Origin of the sequence: Bacteroides pyogenes DSM 20611 = JCM 6294, assembly GCF_000428105.1 — a bacterium.
GTDB lineage: Bacteria > Bacteroidota > Bacteroidia > Bacteroidales > Bacteroidaceae > Bacteroides > Bacteroides pyogenes.
Map to the genome: position 1 here is coordinate 53,938 of NZ_ATZH01000009.1, position 19,094 is coordinate 73,031.

A 19,094-nucleotide genomic window follows, 5' to 3' on the forward strand; every position below is an offset into this window, starting at 1 on the left:
ATCAAACACATTTTTTCGATTGGATAATTTGCAGTTTTCGCAAAAGTGCCTACCTTTGCAATGTGTTTTTCATAGTATTAGATTTAAGGTTAACAAAGGTTGGAGTACAGCGGTACTCCTTTTTTTATGCCCGTACGCTTCCTCCTTACGCTATTTTTTTGAGTCAATCCAACAACCTTGTGGACGGTATATACCTATTTCTTAAAGAGGCTTATCTATACCAGATAAACGGTAAGCGACTCTCAACCCCATACAAAGGAATTATCAGTGACTTCGGTTCATAATTGAAAGATTCACTTTGATTACATTTACGACCTCGATAAACCTTCTTTCGAAAAGTATTAACGCGCATCAGACAAGCACACCTTTTAATGTGGCAGAGCTGGATTCAGTGATACAGACATTTACGAAATCACCCACGTGGTGACTGCCACGGTCGAATACTACGACACGATTCTGTTCCGTGCGTCCGAAAAGTTGCTCACGCGAACGTTTGGAAACACCCTCCACCAAGACTTCGTACGTTTTTCCAATGCAGCGGGCATTCGATTCTGCGGAAAGACGATTCTGCAGAGCGATAATCTCATTAAGTCGGCGCACCTTCACTTCTTCGGGAACATTATCTTCGAGATGTTTCGACGCATACGTACCGGGACGTTCGGAATACTTGAACATAAAAGCTGCGTCGTATCCGCACTCTTCCATGAGCGAGAGAGACATCCGATGGTCTTCCTCCGTCTCTGAGTGAAAACCAGAGAATATATCGGTGCTCAGACCGCAATCGGGGACGATGCGCTTAATAGCCGCTACCCGTTCCAGATACCATTCGCGGGTGTATTTGCGGTTCATTAGTTTCAGGATGCGCGAACTTCCGCTCTGCACAGGCAGGTGGATATGTTTGCACACATTTGGCACTTGAGCGATGACTTCCAGCGTTTCGTCGCTCATATCTTTAGGATGCGAAGTGGTAAAACGAACCCGAACGCCCGGAGCGGCTTCCGCCACTGTGCGCAGCAATACCGGAAAAGTAATCACTTCACCCGAAGACTTCTCGAAGCGGTAGGAGTTGACGTTCTGGCCCAACAGCGTAATCTCTTTGTAGCCTTTGCTTACCAGATCAGATACCTCGTTCAGGATGCTTTCCACATCGCGGCTCCGTTCGCGTCCACGGGTATAGGGCACGATACAGTAAGTACAAAAATTGTTGCAGCCGCGCATGATGGAAACAAAACCCGAGATGTGGTTTCCACAGATACGCGAGGGAATCACATCGCGATAAGTTTCGGTAGTGGAAAGCTCCACGTTGATGGCTTTCTCTCCTGCCTCTACCGAAGCGATAAGTTCGGGCAAGGTGAGATAAGCATCGGGGCCTACTACCAAATCGACGTGATGGTTGGTGATGAGGTCATCTTTCACCCGTTCGGCCATACAGCCCAATACGCCCACAATGAAATTCTTCTTCTTTTTCTTCAGCGAGTGGAAAAACTCAAGGCGGTTCAGAATCTTCTGCTCGGCATTGTCGCGGATGGAGCAGGTATTCATAAATACCGCATCGGCTTCTTCAAGCGATTCGGCCGGAGAATACCCAGCCATTTGCATTACAGAGGCTATCACCTCACTGTCGGCCACGTTCATCTGACAGCCGTAGGTTTCGATAAACAACTTTTTGTTGTTATCGGCAGTTGCGGATTTAAAGTCCGCTCCCGTCAATTCATTCATATTCAGTTTCTTTTAAAATTAGGCTGCAAAGATATAACAGAAAATCGGGAAATGCGAGTGATTGGAAGAAGTTTAAATGTGAATAAAAGGTATAAATACAGCGCTTTTTTCTGACATAGAGTCAGAAGGCAGGCAAAGGGTGAATTCAAACGATTGCTTTCTTCTTGCGAATGACGGAGATGGAATGATAAAAAACACAGAAAAAAGTTGCAGTAAAATGCCAATACTTATAATAATTGTTAACGATAGACATATTTACTCTTCATTTCTTGGTAAATCTGAGTTTAATTTACAATTTTGCATGGTGAAAGAAACATTAGATTTTTTCATAGTTAAGGTTTAGGTTAAAAAAATTAAGGGGAGCTGTGAAGCTGCCCTTTTTTCGTGCCAAAAAGTTGGGTAAAATAAGATTAAATCATACCTTTGGCGAACAACTTTATCAGAAATGAAAACATTGTTATGAATGTCGTAACTTTTCTTCTTTTTGTTGGCGGAATCGCTTATTGGGTAATTCGGCAAGCTCAAAAGAACAGCGAGGCGGACAGCCGTCGCAACCTTTCCGTTCCTCCGGAACCGGAGATATCTCCCGATGCCTCTCCTGTGTCCGAACCATGGGGACAAACTTCTTCTTTAGATGATCTTCTAAATCCTATTCCTTATGAAACCGAAGTGAAAAAAGAATCTGTGCGAGAACAAAGGGATTTGGCGGAACGCGAAGCGGATAGAAGCGGAAGAGGTTATCGTCCGGCAGGTCCCTCCCCCTTTGAAACAGAGAGAAGCCAGGCAAAGAGGCATGCGGGAAAAGGCAGGGACCTTTACAATCCGAAAAGAGACAAGAGATTTCCTCAAGTGCAAAGAGAGACTTCAAGGCGAACGACTGATAGAAAAATATTAGAAAGCCAGAAGAGTTCTCGTTGGGAAGAAGAAAGCCGTTTCAGGCAAGAGGGCGAACGCGTAAGCAAGGATACACATGAATTGTACGACCGCAACCACCCGTTTGCCGATGCAAAGACCGAAGACGAGAACTTTGTCATTCGCACTGTGGAAGAAGTACGGAAAGCGATTGTCTGGGGAGAAATTCTGCAAAGGAAACATTTTTAATCTTTAAAAGCTATTATATGAACATGCTTCATACAGCTGCTTCTATAAATCCGGAAACACATTCCATTTACAGGCAAAGCGGTTACCCGAACCTCCGTTTTGCTTTCATCCGCATTCTTTTGACAGAATGCGGAAAGTTTTTCTTGAGAGTAGCAACTTCCGTATCCAAATAAAAAAGAAAGCTTAAGAAATAAACAACCTCAAAAAACTAATAACTTCAAAAACTAACAAACTATGTCATTCAATCGTATCTCGGCAGCAGAAGCTGCAAGCCTCATTAAACATGGCTATAACATCGGTCTGAGCGGATTTACTCCTGCAGGGACAGCTAAGGCTGTTACAGCCGAACTTGCAAAAATAGCGGTAGCAGAACATGCCAAAGGAAATCCTTTTCAAGTGGGAATATTCACGGGAGCTTCTACGGGCGACTCATGCGACGGTATTTTGGCACGTGCCAAAGCCATCCGATACCGCGCCCCTTATACTACCAACCCCGACTTCCGCAAAGCGGTGAATAATGGAGAAATAGCTTATAACGATATCCATTTGTCGCAGATGGCGCAGGAGGTGAGATATGGATTCATGGGAAAAGTAGACGTAGCTATTATTGAGGCTTGCGAACTGACTCCCGACGGAAAGATTTATCTGACTGCCGCCGGAGGTATCTCTCCTACCATTTGCCGTTTGGCCGATCGGATTATCGTAGAACTCAACAGCGCGCATAGCAAAGCAGGCATGGGGCTTCACGATGTATACGAACCTCTCGACCCGCCTTATCGCCGGGAAATTCCTATTTATAAGCCGAGCGACCGTATCGGTTTGCCTTATATACAAGTAGATCCAAAAAAAATAGTGGCGGTAGTGGAAACCGATTGGCCCGATGAGGCGCGTTCTTTTGCTGATTCCGATCCGTTGACGGATAAAATCGGACAAAACGTTGCAGACTTCCTCGTTGCCGACATGAAACGCGGAATCATTCCGTCTACTTTCCTGCCTCTGCAATCAGGAGTGGGCAACATTGCCAACGCCGTGCTGGGAGCATTGGGACGCGATAAAACCATTCCGGCATTTGAAATGTACACGGAAGTGATTCAGAATTCGGTCATCGGACTTATCCGCGACGGACGTATCAAGTTCGGCAGTGCTTGTTCGCTCACGGTGACCAACGACTGCCTGGAAGGTATCTACAACGATATGGATTTCTTCCGCGACAAACTAGTGCTGCGTCCTTCGGAAATATCCAACAATCCCGAGTTAGTCCGCCGCTTGGGTGTGATTTCTATCAACACCGCCATCGAAGTGGATCTGTATGGCAATGTAAATTCGACCCATATTGGTGGAACTAAGATGATGAACGGCATCGGAGGATCGGGAGATTTCACTCGAAACGCTTACATCTCCATTTTCACTTGCCCGTCGGTAGCCAAAGAAGGAAAGATCAGCGCCATTGTGCCGATGGTATCGCACCACGACCATAGCGAACACTCCGTGAACATCGTAGTAACGGAACAGGGTGTGGCTGACTTGCGTGGCAAAAGTCCGAAAGAGCGCGCGCAAGCTATCATTGAGAATTGCGCCCATCCCGATTACAAACAACTTCTGTGGGATTACCTCAAGCTATCCGGCAACAAGGCGCAAACGCCTCATGCCGTACAAGCAGCTCTCGGTATGCATGCCGAACTGAACCGCAGCGGCGATATGAGGAATACCGACTGGACGAACTACACGCTGAAGTGATGCGGGATGCGGCGTACTAGGAAGCTGTGATTCGTAGTACTGTTGCATGTTTCGCTTCTGCATGAAATCTATTCGGAGATGCATCATAAATCGATCATGGAACCTTTGCGGGTATTTTATTCGTACGTCTCTTTGTCAAAGAGCGATTCCGAATCAAAAATCCCAGAGAGTTTCTCCGGTTTTTGATGCATCCTTTTTTTACCCTTTTTCTCCCAATTTTGTTCAATAGCAATTCATCACACAATTCATATATACTCACCGTGGTAACTATATAGAGCTACCGCGGTGGCTATATAGAGCTACCACACTGGGCATATATATCCACCGTGCTGAATATATATGTCTACCACCCACATAATGCATATTTATAAAGCTGACAATACAATTCTATTAAAAACAGTTGGCATCGACTTGAACTCTGTTGCTTTGAATCTTCTTTCAGCAGGCATAAAGGCTATTTATCACAATTTGTGTAACTAATTTGGAGAATATTGCACATCCGTCTCTCCCTTGCTTCCTATTTTTGTGCGAATGATAAAGAGGCTTGGACGATAGTTCGTATATAATCTAAGGCTCGAAATAATTGTAGCCGACTCCGAAAATCGGTTGCCGGTAAGTATTAACCAACAAATTCAACAGTATGAGAAACACGCTTAATTTAAGATTCAGCTTTCTTATCGCGTTTCTTTTGTTCATGCCCATGATGATTCATGCCTTTCCTCCGGAAGGCATAACAATCAGAGGCAGGGTGACAGACGAAGCGTTGAAAGAAGCCGTTCCCGGAGCTAACGTAACTGTGAAGGGTACCACCATCGGAACAATCACCGGTTTCGACGGAACTTACAGCATTGTGGTTCCGAGTAAAAAATCGGTATTGGTCTTTTCGTTCATGGGCTATGTCACTCAGGAAATTACAGTGGGAGACAAAAGAACAATCGATGTCAGTTTGAAGGAAGACGCGAATGTGCTCGGAGAGGTGGAAGTCGTTGCTATCGCATACGGTAATCAGGATAAAAACCTGCTTACAAGCGCCGTATCTTCCATCAGTAACAAAGAGCTGATAAAATCGCCGGTGGCAAGTGTCACCAATGTGCTGGCGGGAGCCATGCCCGGTGTTTCGTCGGTGCAGACCAGCGGACAGCCCGGAAAGGATGCCGCAGCTATCTATGTACGCGGTTCGGGCTCGCTGAATGATTCGCAATCCAAACCGTTGATACTGGTAGATGGTGTAGAACGCGAGTTTTCTCAAATCGACCCGAATGAGATTGAAAGCATCTCTATCTTGAAAGATGCCTCTTCTACAGCCGTATTTGGTGTGCGGGGAGCCAACGGCGTGGTTCTGGTGACCACCCGGCGGGGAAAGAGCGGCAAACCGCAAATCAATGTAAGCACGTCGCTGGGCTTGCAACAGCCTATCTCGCTCGTAGAGCAGACCGGAAGCTATGAGTTTGCCCGTTTCTGGAACATCAAGCAGCAACTCGACGGAGTGGCAGACAAGAAGCGTTATTTTACTCCCGAGCAGGTAGAGGCTTATCGCACCGGTTCGGATCCCATTATGTACCCCAGCATGGACTGGAAGAAGTATATCTTCCACGATGTGTATCTACAGAGCAAGAACAACATCAACATATCGGGCGGAAGTGAGGATGTAAAGTATTTCATCTCTATCGGTTACCTCTACCAGAATGGACTTTTAAAAGATCTTCCCGGACAGAAGTACAACAACAACTATCGTTACGACCGTTATAATTATCGTGCCAATATCGACGCCAAGCTGACAAAAACTACGACCATGAAGTTGGGTATCGGCGGTAATCTGGGTAAAACGCAAGAGCCTCGCAGCGTGGTATCCGACACAGGACAAGACCAGAACCCGTGGGTTATCGCACAGATATGGTCGCATCCGTTTGCCGGACCGGGATTTATAGACGGGGTGCGCACGCTGGTTCCGAAAGATCTTGTTCCGCTTGGCGAGGTTCTTCGCGACGGTATGTTCGTCTTCTACGGAAAGGGCTATACGCAAAATTATCGTACCAATTTGAATTTGGATTTGGACATTACTCAAAAAATGGACTTCCTGACGAAGGGCCTGAGCGTTTCCGTAAAAGGAGCGTACGACAATGCCTTCAAACTGTTTAAAAAGCGTCCGGGCGGTGATGTGGAGAGCCAAACCGTTTATTATAAGTCGTATTTCGACTCCAACGGCAATATGCCTGCCACCGATCCGGACTATGATAAGTCGTTGATTTATCTGCCTTCCGGCAGCGACACACCGCTGGGCTACGCCGAAGAGCGGGGACGCGACCAGAACTGGTATATAGAAGGGCGTGTGAACTACGAACGCGCTTTCGGGAACCACAAAGTTTCCGGGCTTTTGCTGTATAATCAGTCACGCGATTACTACCCCGACGCATATACCTATATTCCCAGAAGCTATATCGGTTTTGTCGGCCGGGCTACTTACAGCTACTTGAGTAAATACCTGTTCGATGTAAACGTGGGTTACAACGGATCTGAAAACTTCGCTCCCGGAAAGAACCGTTTCGGGATTTTTCCCGCATTCTCCGCCGGATGGGTGGCAAGCGCGGAGAAGTTCATGGCCAACCAGCATGTGGTGGATTATCTGAAACTAAGACTCTCGTGGGGACGCGTGGGCAGCGATAAAGGCATCGACTCCCGCTTCATGTATATGCCTGCCGTTTGGCAACAGTCGGGCGGATACAGCTTCGGAGTGAATACACCCGAAAATGCTCCCGCTTTTGGAATCACTAAAATAGGTAATCCGCATGTGACTTGGGAAACCGCCGACAAGCAGAATTACGGTATAGACGTTAAGTTTCTCGACAATCGCTTGTCGCTCAATTTCGACTATTTCATGGAGCGCCGTACGGGGATTCTCATCACTCCCGAATCCACTCCTGCCATCATCGCCACTTCCTTACCCAACTCAAATATAGGTAAAGTGAATAATCACGGTTACGAAGTGGCTCTCGGATGGAACGACGCGATAGGAAAGGATTTCAATTATTACATGAACGCCAATGTGTCTTTTGCGCGCAATAAAATCATTTACCGCGACGAAGTACCCAAGCAGTTCGACTATATGAATGTGACGGGAGGATCCACCGGACGCCAGACCAATGTATATAAATATATCCGCCTTTACCAGCAGGACGACTTTATAAAGGATGCAGAAGGCGGGCTGACCTTGAAACCCGAACTTCCACAGCCGTACCAGAAGGTATATCCGGGTGACGCGATGTATGCCGACCTCAACGGAGACAACATTGTGGATGGGAAAGACAGGTGTGTGGCAGGATACGCTACCCGCCCCGAATATACATTCGGTTTGAACATGGGATGCAACTGGAAGGGATTCAGTTTCTCCATGCAATGGGCGGGCGCCACCAACGTCAGCCGGATGTACGATATCGAATATCGTATTCCGTTCACTAACGCCGGCAAGCGCGGTTTGCTGACTTACTTCTACAATGATTGCTGGACTCCCGAAAACCAATTGGGAGCTGTTTATCCGCGTCCGGCAGAAGAATCGGAAAGCTGGAACTCCGAGCCTTCTACCTTATGGTTACAGGATGCTTCTTATCTCAGGCTGAAAAGTTTGAACGTAGGATATACCATTAGCGGCAACCGCCTACTGAAGAAGGTGGGAGTCAAATCTCTCGGAATCACCTTTAGCGGTTATAACCTGTTAACGTTCTCTCCGCTCAAGTATATCGATCCGGAAAGCAACCCCGACCGGTTGGGAGATTATCCGTTAATCAAACTGTATAGTTTCGGTTTAAATCTTAACTTCTAAAAAAGACGACTTATGAATAGCATATTAAAAGGTTTTGGAGTTGCGTTGGGCTGCGCGCTGATGGCGTCTTGCTCCGAGATAAGTTTCGGAGATAGCTTTCTGGGCAAACAGCCGGAAAGCTCCGGTGCCACTACCGAAGAGATGTTCTCTTCGAAAGAGAATGCGGAGAAGGTGCTGACAAAGGCTTATACCGGATTGAGTTACGGATTGCCTACCGCTTCGGATTATAAGCTGGGAGGAAATATACTCGAATCTATTACCGACTTGTGTTACAGCTTCCGTGATAATATAAGCGACGGTCCGGTGAAGCTCTATTATAACGGGGCTTTAGGAGCCAACAACGTACCAAGGAATTCGGCTTACAGATTTGGAGCCAAATCGGATTGGACTACGATACGCTATGCCTGGCTGTATATTGAAAACATAGGAAAGGTTCCCAACATCTCCGATGCTGAAAAAAACGAAGGAGTGGCAGAAGCCAAAACACTGATCGCGCTCTCTTATTTCGAAATGTTGAGGTATGTAGGAGGCGTGACTTGGTTGGACCATTATGTGGATGTGAATGAAGCCTTGAATTTCCCGCGGATTGGGTTTGCGGAAACAGTGGAGAAGATAGTGGCATTGCTCGATGAAGCCATCCCTGCTTTGAAATGGAAGCAGGACGATATTAATGACGGGCGGATGAGCAAAGCCGGAGCGATGGCATTGAAATTCAAAGTACTTCACTGGGCTGCCAGTCCCGCTTTCAACTCCGATAAGAAATGGCATCCGGAAGCCGATGAATACACGTGTTACGGAAATTATAACGCGCAACGCTGGAAAGATGCCGAAACGGCAGGCAGGGAGTTCTTCGAGGAAATGGAGAAACAAAACGGCTATAAATTGATTCTCCCTTCGGCAAATACTCATCAGGCAAGACGTGCGGCTTATCGCAAAGCTTATTATGACCGTGGTGGAACGGAAGTGCTGATCTCGGTACGAAAAGGCTACCTTCCCGCTACACATGCCGATTTTATCGACCAGCGATACTATACCGGGCCTACACTGAATTATGTTGACATGTTTCCTTGGGAAGACGGTTCGGACTTTCCGGAAGATTTCAATTGGAAGTCGCCTTCCCGCCAACCGTTCTTTAAATATTCCGAAAGCGAAGGCATGGTGCCTACCCGCGATCCGCGACTGTATGAAAACGTAGCCTGTCCCGGTGATACGTATTGTGACGGAACTACCGCGCCTGTATACGTGAACCATGCTTCCTACAAACCGGGTAGCGGATTCCTGATTATGAAATATATCTTGCAGGAAAACGGAGACCGCGCCAACCGCCCCGTACAATGGCCGCACACCCGGCTGGCAGAAATCATGCTGGGGTATGCGGAGGCCATCAACGAGGTCAATGGACGCCCGAACGACCGGGCTTATCAATTGGTGAATGACGTACGTGAGAGAGTGGGGCTTTCGAAACTCCGTCCGGGAATGAACCGCGAGCAGTTTTTGGAGGCGGTGCTCAGGGAAAGAGCTTTGGAATTGGGATTCGAAGAGGTGCGTTGGTTCGATTTGGTGCGCAGAAACCGCCAAAGCGATTTCAAGAAGAAGTTGTACGGGTTGAAAAGCAGGGGGAATGATCTGAATCATCCTACGGCATTCACTTTTGAAAAGGTGGCACTCCCCGACCGCTATTGGGTGGCCAACTGGGATACGAAATGGTATCTGGCCCCGATTCCGCAAGACGAAATCAACAAGAAATACGGAATGACTCAAAATCCGGGTTGGTAAATAGCATGTTAACTAATATTGATTGAAGAAATGAATAAACTGAATTATATATTAACCACTCTGCTTCTGGGAGGAGCGGTTTCCGCGAATGCGCAATCATCGGTTGTGGCTTCGGAAAGCAAGCTGCCCGATACGTTAAGTGTCGGTTACCAAATGAATGTATCTTCCCTGACAAGCAGTTATTCTGTAAGCGGAGTCAATGCTTCCGCTTTTGAGAAGTCTCCGCATGTGGATGTCAGTAAAGCCCTGTACGGGAAAATAGCCGGCTTGAACGTATATCAGGGAACGGGAGCGTCGCCCGACAACCTGTCGGGCCTGTCCATTCACCGGAATGCACCTTTGGTCTTGGTAGACGGATATCCGCGAAACATTGATGATATCACGTCGATGGAAATAGAGTCGTGCTATATCCTCAAGGATGCAGCCGCGGCAGCTCTTTACGGAATGAGAGGAGCCAACGGTGTGGTGCTGATTACTACCAAGCGGGGTGCGAACGCTCGTCTGAAAGTGAAAGTGGATTATAACTTTGGCGTGAACAGCCGGTTTCGCTCACCGGAGTTTGCCGATGCTTACACCTATGCCAAAGCGTTGAATACGGCATTGGCAGCCGATGGATTGGAAGAACGTTATAACGTGCAGGAACTGGACGCGTTTCAAACGGGAATTTATCCGTACGAATATCCCAATGTAGACTGGTGGAAAGAGATTCTGAATAAAAACGGATTTACGCACAACCTGAAAATGTCGTTCAACGGAGGCAATGAGAAGTTCCGTTATTTCACCGTAATCGATTATTATCGCGACCGGTCTATGTTGAAAAAGAATACGGAAGATGACCGTTATGACACCAATCCTACCGACACACGGTTGCTTCTGCGCACCAATATCGATGTGAATATCACCGAAGGAACGTATCTGAAAGCGGGAATAGTAGGAAAACTGCATGAGACGAACGGTACGCATTACGGACGAAATGCCATCTTCCGGCCTGTTTACCGGACTCCTTCGGCGGCATTCCCTATCCGTTATGCCAATGGCATATATGGAGGAAGCGCCGTTTACGGAGAGAAGAACCCCGTAGCGTTGTTGAAAGACTACGGTCACATAAGGAGTATGTATGGAACACTATTGGCCGATTTGAGCCTTCGCCAGAAGCTGAATATGCTGACTCAGGGCTTAGCGGCGGAAGTATCCGTTTCGTTCGATAACATCGGGGGCATGCAGGAGAGTAGCAGAAAAGAATACCGCTACATGAATGCCAACGCCCGGATTACAGATGACGGAACATTGGTGACTACTCCGAAAGTATATGGAAAAGATTCTGAAACACTTGGGCATAGCCAGCCTTTCGAAAGCTTGTTGATGAGAAGCGACCTTCAGGCGAAAATAGATTATCGCCGCGCTTTCGGCAGGCACGAAATCGGTGGAGCGTTGATATACGATATGCAGTCGGTTGTGAAGCACGGAAGGAACAATACCGCCAAAAACCAGTCGGTGATTGTAAATGCCTCCTATATTTACGACAACCGCTACAGCATCAATGCGGTTTTCAATCGTTCCGGTTCGGCTTACCTGCCGGATGGGGATAAATTCGATAACTATCCCGCCCTTTCTGCCGCATGGGTAGTGTCTAACGAAGCATTTATGAAAAAGATTCTTCCGGTCGATCTGCTTAAACTTCGCGCTTCTTACGGATTGTCAGGCTGGGATGGAAATCTAACTCACGAGTTGTGGCGGCAAGCTTATGGAGGCAGCGGAACCGGATACAACTTCGGAGCCAATGCAGCACAGGTATGGGGTGGTAGCGAAGGAGATCTGCCTGTTACAGGGCTGGTGGCCGAGAGGTCGGAAAAAGCGACGATAGGTGTGGATCTCGCAGCTTTCCGCAACCGATTGAATGTAAGCATGGAAGGATTTTATGAAAAGCGTTCGGATGTGTTGGTGCCGGGTTCGAACTCTACTTCCGGAATTATTGGCATCGGTGTAGGGAAGGTGAATGAAGGAATCTATAAGTACAAGGGTTTCGATCTTGCTTTGGGATGGAATGACCAAATCGGGGATTTCCGATATGGTGCGGGAGCTACGATGTCTTATCTCGATTCTGAAGTGGTAAATGAGAATCAGGCTTATCAGGAGCACGATTACTTGTACACAAAGGGAAATCGTGTGGGACAAAGGTATGGCTTGGAAGTTATCGGCTTTTTCAACAGCCGTCAGGAGATTAACAATAGTCCGAGACAGACATTCTCTCAGGTATCGCCCGGAGATGTGAAGTACAAAGACCAGAACGGCGATAACATTATCGACGAAAAAGACGTTGTTCGCATGTTCGGCTCGTCCATCCCCCGTTGCTACTTCGGATTTAACGTAAATCTGGGTTATAAACGGTTCGAAGTTTCCGCCGATTTCCAAGGGATGACGGGAGTAACTGTTTCGTTGCTCGACAGTCCGCTCTACCGTCCGCTTGTGGATAACGGAAACATTTCGCACACTTTCCTTAAAGAAGAAGTGTATTGGACTGCAGAGAATAAGGCGGGAGCCACCATGCCCCGGCTTACCACTCTCGAGAATATGAACAACTATCGCGCCAGTTCGCTTTGGTATCGCGACGGGTCGTTCATCAAACTGCGCAACCTGCTAGTGGCTTATACTTTCCCGAAATCGCAAACACGGTTTGCCGATTTGAAAGTGTTTGTGCAAGGAACCAATCTGTTTTCGCTGGATAACATCGGCTTTGCCGATCCCGAACAACTCGGAATCGCTTATCCGTCGACGAGAAGCTATTGGGCGGGTATTAAACTGAATTTCTAATGCAAACTAACTGATGAATGCTATGAGAGTAAAATACATTATCATGACTATATGGTCTTCGTTGTTGTTGGCTTCATGTAACTATCTCGATTTCGATGAGACAAGCGGACTGAAAACAAAAGAAGACATGTACAAATATTTCGGAAGCACCGAGAATATGCTTACCCATGTATATTCATTCATGCCGCAGGGATGCCGCTGGTTCGGAGCTTCGGGAGCTTTATACCCTGAAGGGTACGGAATGCGTGATTGCGCTTCCGACGACGGAGAGTTCGGAGCGGTAGCGGAACCCGTGCAAAATGTGAACAACGGCAACTGGTCGCCGATTAAGACTTACGATGATGCGTGGATGCTGTACAATGGCATACGTGCGGCTAACAGCTTTATTGAAGACATTGCCAAGGTCGATTTCTCGCGTTACGAGTACAATGGGAATTATAAGAACTGGATGAAGAAGCTGAAGTATTTCCCCTACGAGGCGAGGGTGCTGCGGGCGTATTACTTTTTTGAACTGGCGCGCCGTTACGGCGATATTGCCATGCCCTTGAAGGTTCTGAATAAAGAGGAGGCGAACACGATCGGAAAAACTCCATTCGATGAGGTGATCCGCTTCATTGTCGACGAATGTGAAGAAGCGACAGAGAATTTGCCCGAGAGCTATGCCAACGAACCCGACAAGCAGGTGGGACGCATAACGAAAGGCTTTGCCATGGCGGTGAAATCGAAGGCTTTGCTCTATGCCGCCAGCAAGCTGCACAACCCTTCGATGGACGCTGAAAGATGGAAACAGTCGGCTAAAGCGGCACTGGATATAATGGAAACCGGGTTGTATGCTCTCTCTTCACAGGAGAGCGCCAATAATGTTGCTTCTACCGAAGTGGTCCTGATGCGCATGAATTCCGAATCGGCAAACTTCGAATTGTATAATTTTCCTATCCGGTTCACCGAAGGGAGACGTGGCTCAGGTATGATTGCTTACGGCAATTTCCCTTCCCAGAATCTTGTAGATGCTTTTGAGACGGTAAACGGCTATAAAGTGACTTTGGAAGATAAAGGTTGGGTCTGCGCCGATCCGCAGTTTGATGCGCAGAATCCTTACGCTAATCGTGACCCGCGCTTCTACCGGGTGGTTCTGGCCAACGGATCGAAGTTCAAAGAAAGCACTATCGAGACCTTCGAGGGTGGAAAAGACTGTTTCCCGGTAACGCAAGGCGGCTCTCCTACCGGATATTACCTGCGCAAATACATTCAGGAGACTACGAGCTTTACGCCCGACAAGGAAGTAAGCAACAAGCATCATTGGGTGATTTACCGTTATGCGGAAACGTTGCTCACGTATGCCGAATCGATGATAAACGCTTTCGGTGATGCAAACTATACGGACGGTGTGTATAAGCATTCCGCTCTATGGGCGCTCAATGAGGTGCGAAAGAATGCAGGCATGCCCGCAATCCCTTCGTGCGACAAAGATGAGTTCATCCGGCGTTTGTACAACGAGTGGCGGGTAGAGTTTGCTTTCGAAGATCACCGCTTTTGGGATGTGAGAAGGTGGAAGATTGCCGATTCTACACAAAGGGAACTATACGGTGTAAAAATAGAAAAGAAGCAGGACGGTAGTTTCTCTTTTTACAGAAACCTTTACGAAATCCGCAAGTGGAGGGACTGCATGTATCTGTATCCCATTCCGCAAAGCGAGTTGTATAAAAATAAGAACTTGAATCCTCAAAACACAGGATGGTAATCAATTTGTTTAATCCAATAGTTTAAAGACGTATGAAAAAGTTATATAACAACACATTATTGCAACTGATTTTTGCCTTGTGCGCATTCAGTTTCACCGCTTGTCAGGAGTTCGATATCGACTCTCAACCGGAAGGTCCGCTCAATATCCGCATCGATGCGCAAGACGCGTATACCGTAACGGCTACTTCACCCAGCAATGTGGTTTTCAATATCAGCTCCAACACTCCGTGGACAATCAGCAGCGACCGGCAATGGTGCAAGGCTACTCCCGCCATGAGCGCGTCCAGCTCGCTGGTTTCGGAAATTGTGGTGACAACGGAGCCGAATACCGGAAAACAGTCGCGTACAGCTACGCTGACAATCAAAGCCGAAGGCATCGAAGAAGCAAGGGTAATCACCATCACGCAAGCTTCGAAAGAAAATCTGGTGGTGATTCCTTACGACGGAATGGTTCCCACCGAAGGCGGAAAAATCTCTTTCAACATCATTTCGAATAAACCTTGGGAGATTATTCCTTCCACTCAGTTCCTCGAAAACATTGACAAGGCTTCCGGGCAAGGGAATGAGAGTGGAGAGAAAGAGAGTATCAGCATCACTCTTCCCGAAAATCCGGGTGCGCGGAGAAGCGGCACACTTACCGTGAAGACCGATTATGAAGAGTTTACCTTCACTGTTCATCAGGATGGAGTGGTAATTGAGCAGGAAGAGCCTTCGGAAAGCGGAACAATTGACTTCGGCTGGAACGAATCGGAAAAAGTGGTGAAAGTGCGGGCGAATAAGGCATGGAAGGTGAAAGTGCCCGAAGAGTTTGCTGCTTGGATGAGAGCGGAAGCTCTGAACGAATCGGAACTGAAGATATCTGTGAAGCCCAGCAACCGGTTGGTTACCCGGAAGGCACATGTGTTGCTGTCGACAGTAGACATTATTCCGGGCTTTGAGGGAGTATCTTTCGGAATCACGCAACGCCCGCAGTTCTGGTTCAGTGCGGCCGGTGAAAACTATACAGTGGACGAGCAAACCGGAAATGTGAAAATGAAGGCAGTTGTAAACAACAATATCGTTTCCAACTATGCGTTCAGGAAAGGACGCCTGAGTTTCGAATTCGCAGAAATGAACCTGACGGGAAAATCGCGCTTGGTATTCAATATGTGGCCGAACAAGGGAAATACCAACTTCCATTTCTGGCTGAGGTCGGATGCTCCATGCCAGTACACATGCGGCGGCAGCGGGTTTGCGTGGCAGCAGAAAACCTTCAAGCTGACAGCGGAACAAGTGAACGCGATTCGCAAGATAGATTTTTATGTGGAAAACGATCCGGATAATGCCGGCAAGCTGAGATTGAGACTGGTGATCGACGGGACGGAGATGGCCGTGCTCGGCAATAAGAGCAACTGTTACGAGGAAGATCCTGATAACAATCCGGGGCAAATGGTGAATCTTCAGATCACAGTAGCGGAACCTGACGATTACTATGTGATTAAGAGCATCACCCACGAACCTGAGGAGTGATTTTAAAAAGCTAAAAACGAAAAGATTATGAAACTTGTGAAATATAGAACAGCATTATTGGGCTTTTCGCTCTTTGCTCTTTGGGGGATGTCTACCTTGCTGCAAAGTTGTAAAGATGATGAGAAAGCCGAGAAATGGGTCGACTTGCGTTACAGGGTGGAAGATGCTTACTTGTTGGAAGCCAAAAATCCCGAGCCGGTTTCTTTCCTTGTCAAATCGACCGATCCTTGGGAAGTGTTCGGCAAATACGATTGGTACGCTATCTCGCCCGCTAAGGGCGAGGCGGGTGAGACTTATACGGTAACCATCACCTGCAAAGAAAATACGGAGCTCGACGACCGGACGGATACCATCAGTATCAAAAGCGACTATTGGACGGGCAAACGGTTTGTGCTTATGCAAAAGGGCATCGCCTATCTCGATGTGGAAGGCGTGGAGATGATTGGAAGGGAAGGAGAGGAGATGGCATTCGATGTGCTCAGCAATCAGAAATGGACGGCGAAGGTAACGGAAGGCGCTGTTTGGCTGAAACTCCGCTCGGGGATGTCCGGCGAGCAGAATGGGAAAGTTGTAGTATCCGCTTCTCCCAATACGGGCGAGCAGCGCACGGGCGTAGTGACCATATACGATCGCCACGGTAAGGTGGCGCGCGAAGTGGCGTGCACGCAAGACGGTGTTTTGCTGACTCCCGCAACTCCCGAAAACGGAAAATGGTTTGCCGTGTACGAGAAAGCGCAGCAACTGGTGATTCCTGTGGAGTCGAACGCAGAATGGAGCGTATCTAAAGAGAATGAGGCAGATGACGACTGGTACGAGTTTGAAAAGACTTCGTTCAGCGGTTCCGCCAATCTGGTAATCAATGTATCCGAACACAAAGGTTCCAGCGTGCGTACAGGGATAATCGTGCTCACTACCAAAGCTGACGAGGGAGCTACTCCGCTTGTGAAAACAGTGAAGTTCAAACAAGCCAATCCGAAGATTCCGGTGGTAAAAGAGGTGAACCGTACCATCAGCGGAGATTTCTACGGTCCGGGCGGCTTGATGCCGGGACGCTACAATTTCTATCTGGAGCCGTTTGGCAATACACGCGTCAATCTGTTCTTTATCTGGAGCGGAAGCAACCCGTATGCGGAATTGCGTTTCCATGTGCTGAACAAGAAAACGAGCCTGAGCACTACCCCTTGGTGCGGCGATGTGTTTAGCGAGAACAGCAATTGTATCCGCGACGTAGATACCGGGAAGCCGAATGTGTTGTCGTTCGATATTCAGAAGGCGGTCGACCCGAATGATCCGTCTAAGGCATGGATTTATACCGAATGGATACTCAACGATGCGGTGATAGCCAAGGCAACCAGCGACGGTATAACCGATTCGAACGGTTCGAGCGATACATGGAAAGTTCCGTTCGACCAGATCAGCGCCGGGGGAACCTTCTTGCTGCGCGCGTCAGGAGGAAGCGTAGTGTTTACGAAGTGGGAGTACATCGCTCCGTTGGTTTGGGGAGATTAAAGCATCGGCAACCGATATATGAATCAATAAAACAACAAGAATATGATAAAGAAAAAATTATTACTTTCGCTGGGTATGGCTTTGCTGGGGTTCTCCTGCATCGCCTGCTCGGATGACGACAGTACGGGAAGCGTTGTTTCGCCAAAGAAGTACCCGCTCACCGCCTTTGCTGTCAAGGTAGGAGATTCGTTTTTTCACGGGAAAATAGGCCAGACGGCGCATAAGGTGGAAATCGGGGCTATCGAAGATGCCAATACCATTACAGGAGTGGAATATACGCTGATGAGCAATGACGCTGTCATTGCTCCCGACCCTTCCGCGTTTATCGGGAAATGGGAAAAAGAGCAGACAGTGACCGTTACAACCGAAGATGGCAAGCAGACGACTTATACCATCGTACTTACGAAGTTTGACGAAACGTATAAGAACCTGTTGTTCGTAGACGACTTTAACACCGGCAGCACGCCCGATCCGGAGAAATGGGCGCTTTGTAAGAAAGCCGGCTCCGACTGGAACGATGAGATGTCTGAAAGTTACGACCAAGCCTATCTGAAAGACGGCAAGCTGGTGTTGGTGGCAGAAAAAGTTAACGGAGAATATAAGGCGGGCGGCATAGAGACCAACGGTAAATTCGATTTTACTTTCGGACGCGTAGAGGTACGGGCAAGAATCACCCAATGTCCGAACGGTGCTTTCCCCGCCATCTGGATGATGCCCCGCAAGTTTATCTACAACGGTTGGCCCAACTGCGGAGAGATTGACATTATGGAACATGTCAAGCAGGAGCCTCATATTCACCATACGATACACACCAACTATACTTATAATTTGGGCATTAAGAAACCGTCTAACACAAAAACGGTGGTCTGCGATTACCGGAATTGGAATACCTATGGGATGGAATGGAGCGAAGACCGGCTTACCTTTTTTGTCAATGGGCAGGAAACATTCTCATACCCCAACCTCAAGTTGGAGAACGAAGCGGAAATGAAGCAATGGCCCTTTACCAAAGATTCTTCATTCTATCTGATACTGAACATGGGTTTGGGCGGAGATCGCCCCGGCTCGTGGGCAGGCCCCGTAGACGACGATAATCTGCCGGCTGTGATGGAGGTGGATTGGGTGAGAGTGACCAAACTGTCCGAATAACCGCAAGCGCGGAGAAAGACTTGAAGCTGTCTTTCGGGATGAAGGCAGATGTGCAAGAGGCGCTCTGAAACACTCGGAAGTCATCATCTGCATTCGAGTATACAATGAAAGCCGTTTCAGCTATAAATTCACAAGCTGAAACGGCTTTATTCGGATATACGCCGATGGAGATAGATATCTATCGCCGTAAGCATATATAGACAGATTAGTTTCCCACTGGGGA

Annotated in this window: 10 protein-coding genes; 9 read left to right on the plus strand and 1 reads right to left on the minus strand. The window is 47.8% G+C overall.

Annotation, left to right across the window (positions count from 1 at the left end; all coding sequences use genetic code 11):
- Positions 1-351: 351 nt before the first annotated feature.
- Positions 352-1,719: a tRNA (N6-isopentenyl adenosine(37)-C2)-methylthiotransferase MiaB gene (miaB, locus tag C234_RS0102085; protein ID WP_027324404.1), complete on the minus strand. Its 1,368-nt coding sequence runs from the start codon at positions 1,717-1,719 to the stop codon at positions 352-354.
- Positions 1,720-2,178: 459 nt separating this feature from the next.
- Here miaB and C234_RS0102095 point away from each other — a divergent pair, with 459 nt between their 5' ends.
- The 9 genes from C234_RS0102095 to C234_RS0102140 all read left to right on the plus strand — a co-directional run bounded on the left by C234_RS0102095 (position 2,179) and on the right by C234_RS0102140 (position 18,871).
- Entirely contained in the window at positions 2,179-2,820 is a 642-nt protein-coding gene (locus C234_RS0102095; RefSeq protein WP_027324406.1) for a hypothetical protein, read from the plus strand.
- Positions 2,821-3,054: 234 nt separating this feature from the next.
- Entirely contained in the window at positions 3,055-4,557 is a 1,503-nt protein-coding gene (locus tag C234_RS0102105) for a butyryl-CoA:acetate CoA transferase (protein ID WP_027324407.1), read from the plus strand.
- Between the two features lie 640 nt (positions 4,558-5,197).
- Positions 5,198-8,374 carry a SusC/RagA family TonB-linked outer membrane protein gene (locus C234_RS0102110; RefSeq protein ID WP_027324408.1) on the plus strand — a complete coding sequence of 1,059 codons (3,177 nt, stop codon included), beginning with the start codon at positions 5,198-5,200 and terminating at the stop codon, positions 8,372-8,374.
- Positions 8,375-8,386: 12 nt separating this feature from the next.
- Positions 8,387-10,150 (plus strand): RagB/SusD family nutrient uptake outer membrane protein, encoded by a 1,764-nt coding sequence (locus tag C234_RS0102115; RefSeq protein ID WP_027324409.1) that lies wholly within the window; start codon positions 8,387-8,389, stop codon positions 10,148-10,150.
- 30 nt (positions 10,151-10,180) lie between these two features.
- Positions 10,181-12,961: a SusC/RagA family TonB-linked outer membrane protein gene (locus tag C234_RS0102120; RefSeq protein WP_027324410.1), complete on the plus strand. Its 2,781-nt coding sequence runs from the start codon at positions 10,181-10,183 to the stop codon at positions 12,959-12,961.
- A 22-nt stretch (positions 12,962-12,983) separates the two neighbouring features.
- Entirely contained in the window at positions 12,984-14,702 is a 1,719-nt protein-coding gene (locus tag C234_RS0102125; protein WP_027324411.1) for a RagB/SusD family nutrient uptake outer membrane protein, read from the plus strand.
- Positions 14,703-14,734: 32 nt separating this feature from the next.
- Positions 14,735-16,213 carry a BACON domain-containing protein gene (locus tag C234_RS15730; protein ID WP_051290123.1) on the plus strand — a complete coding sequence of 493 codons (1,479 nt, stop codon included), beginning with the start codon at positions 14,735-14,737 and terminating at the stop codon, positions 16,211-16,213.
- Between the two features lie 27 nt (positions 16,214-16,240).
- The gene (locus C234_RS0102135) at positions 16,241-17,722 is read left to right on the plus strand and encodes a BACON domain-containing protein (RefSeq protein ID WP_027324412.1); all 1,482 of its coding nucleotides are present in this window, start codon (positions 16,241-16,243) and stop codon (positions 17,720-17,722) included.
- A 42-nt stretch (positions 17,723-17,764) separates the two neighbouring features.
- Positions 17,765-18,871, plus strand: coding sequence for a DUF4971 domain-containing protein (locus C234_RS0102140; protein WP_034536788.1), 1,107 nt, complete (start codon positions 17,765-17,767; stop codon positions 18,869-18,871).
- Positions 18,872-19,094: the final 223 nt, after the last annotated feature.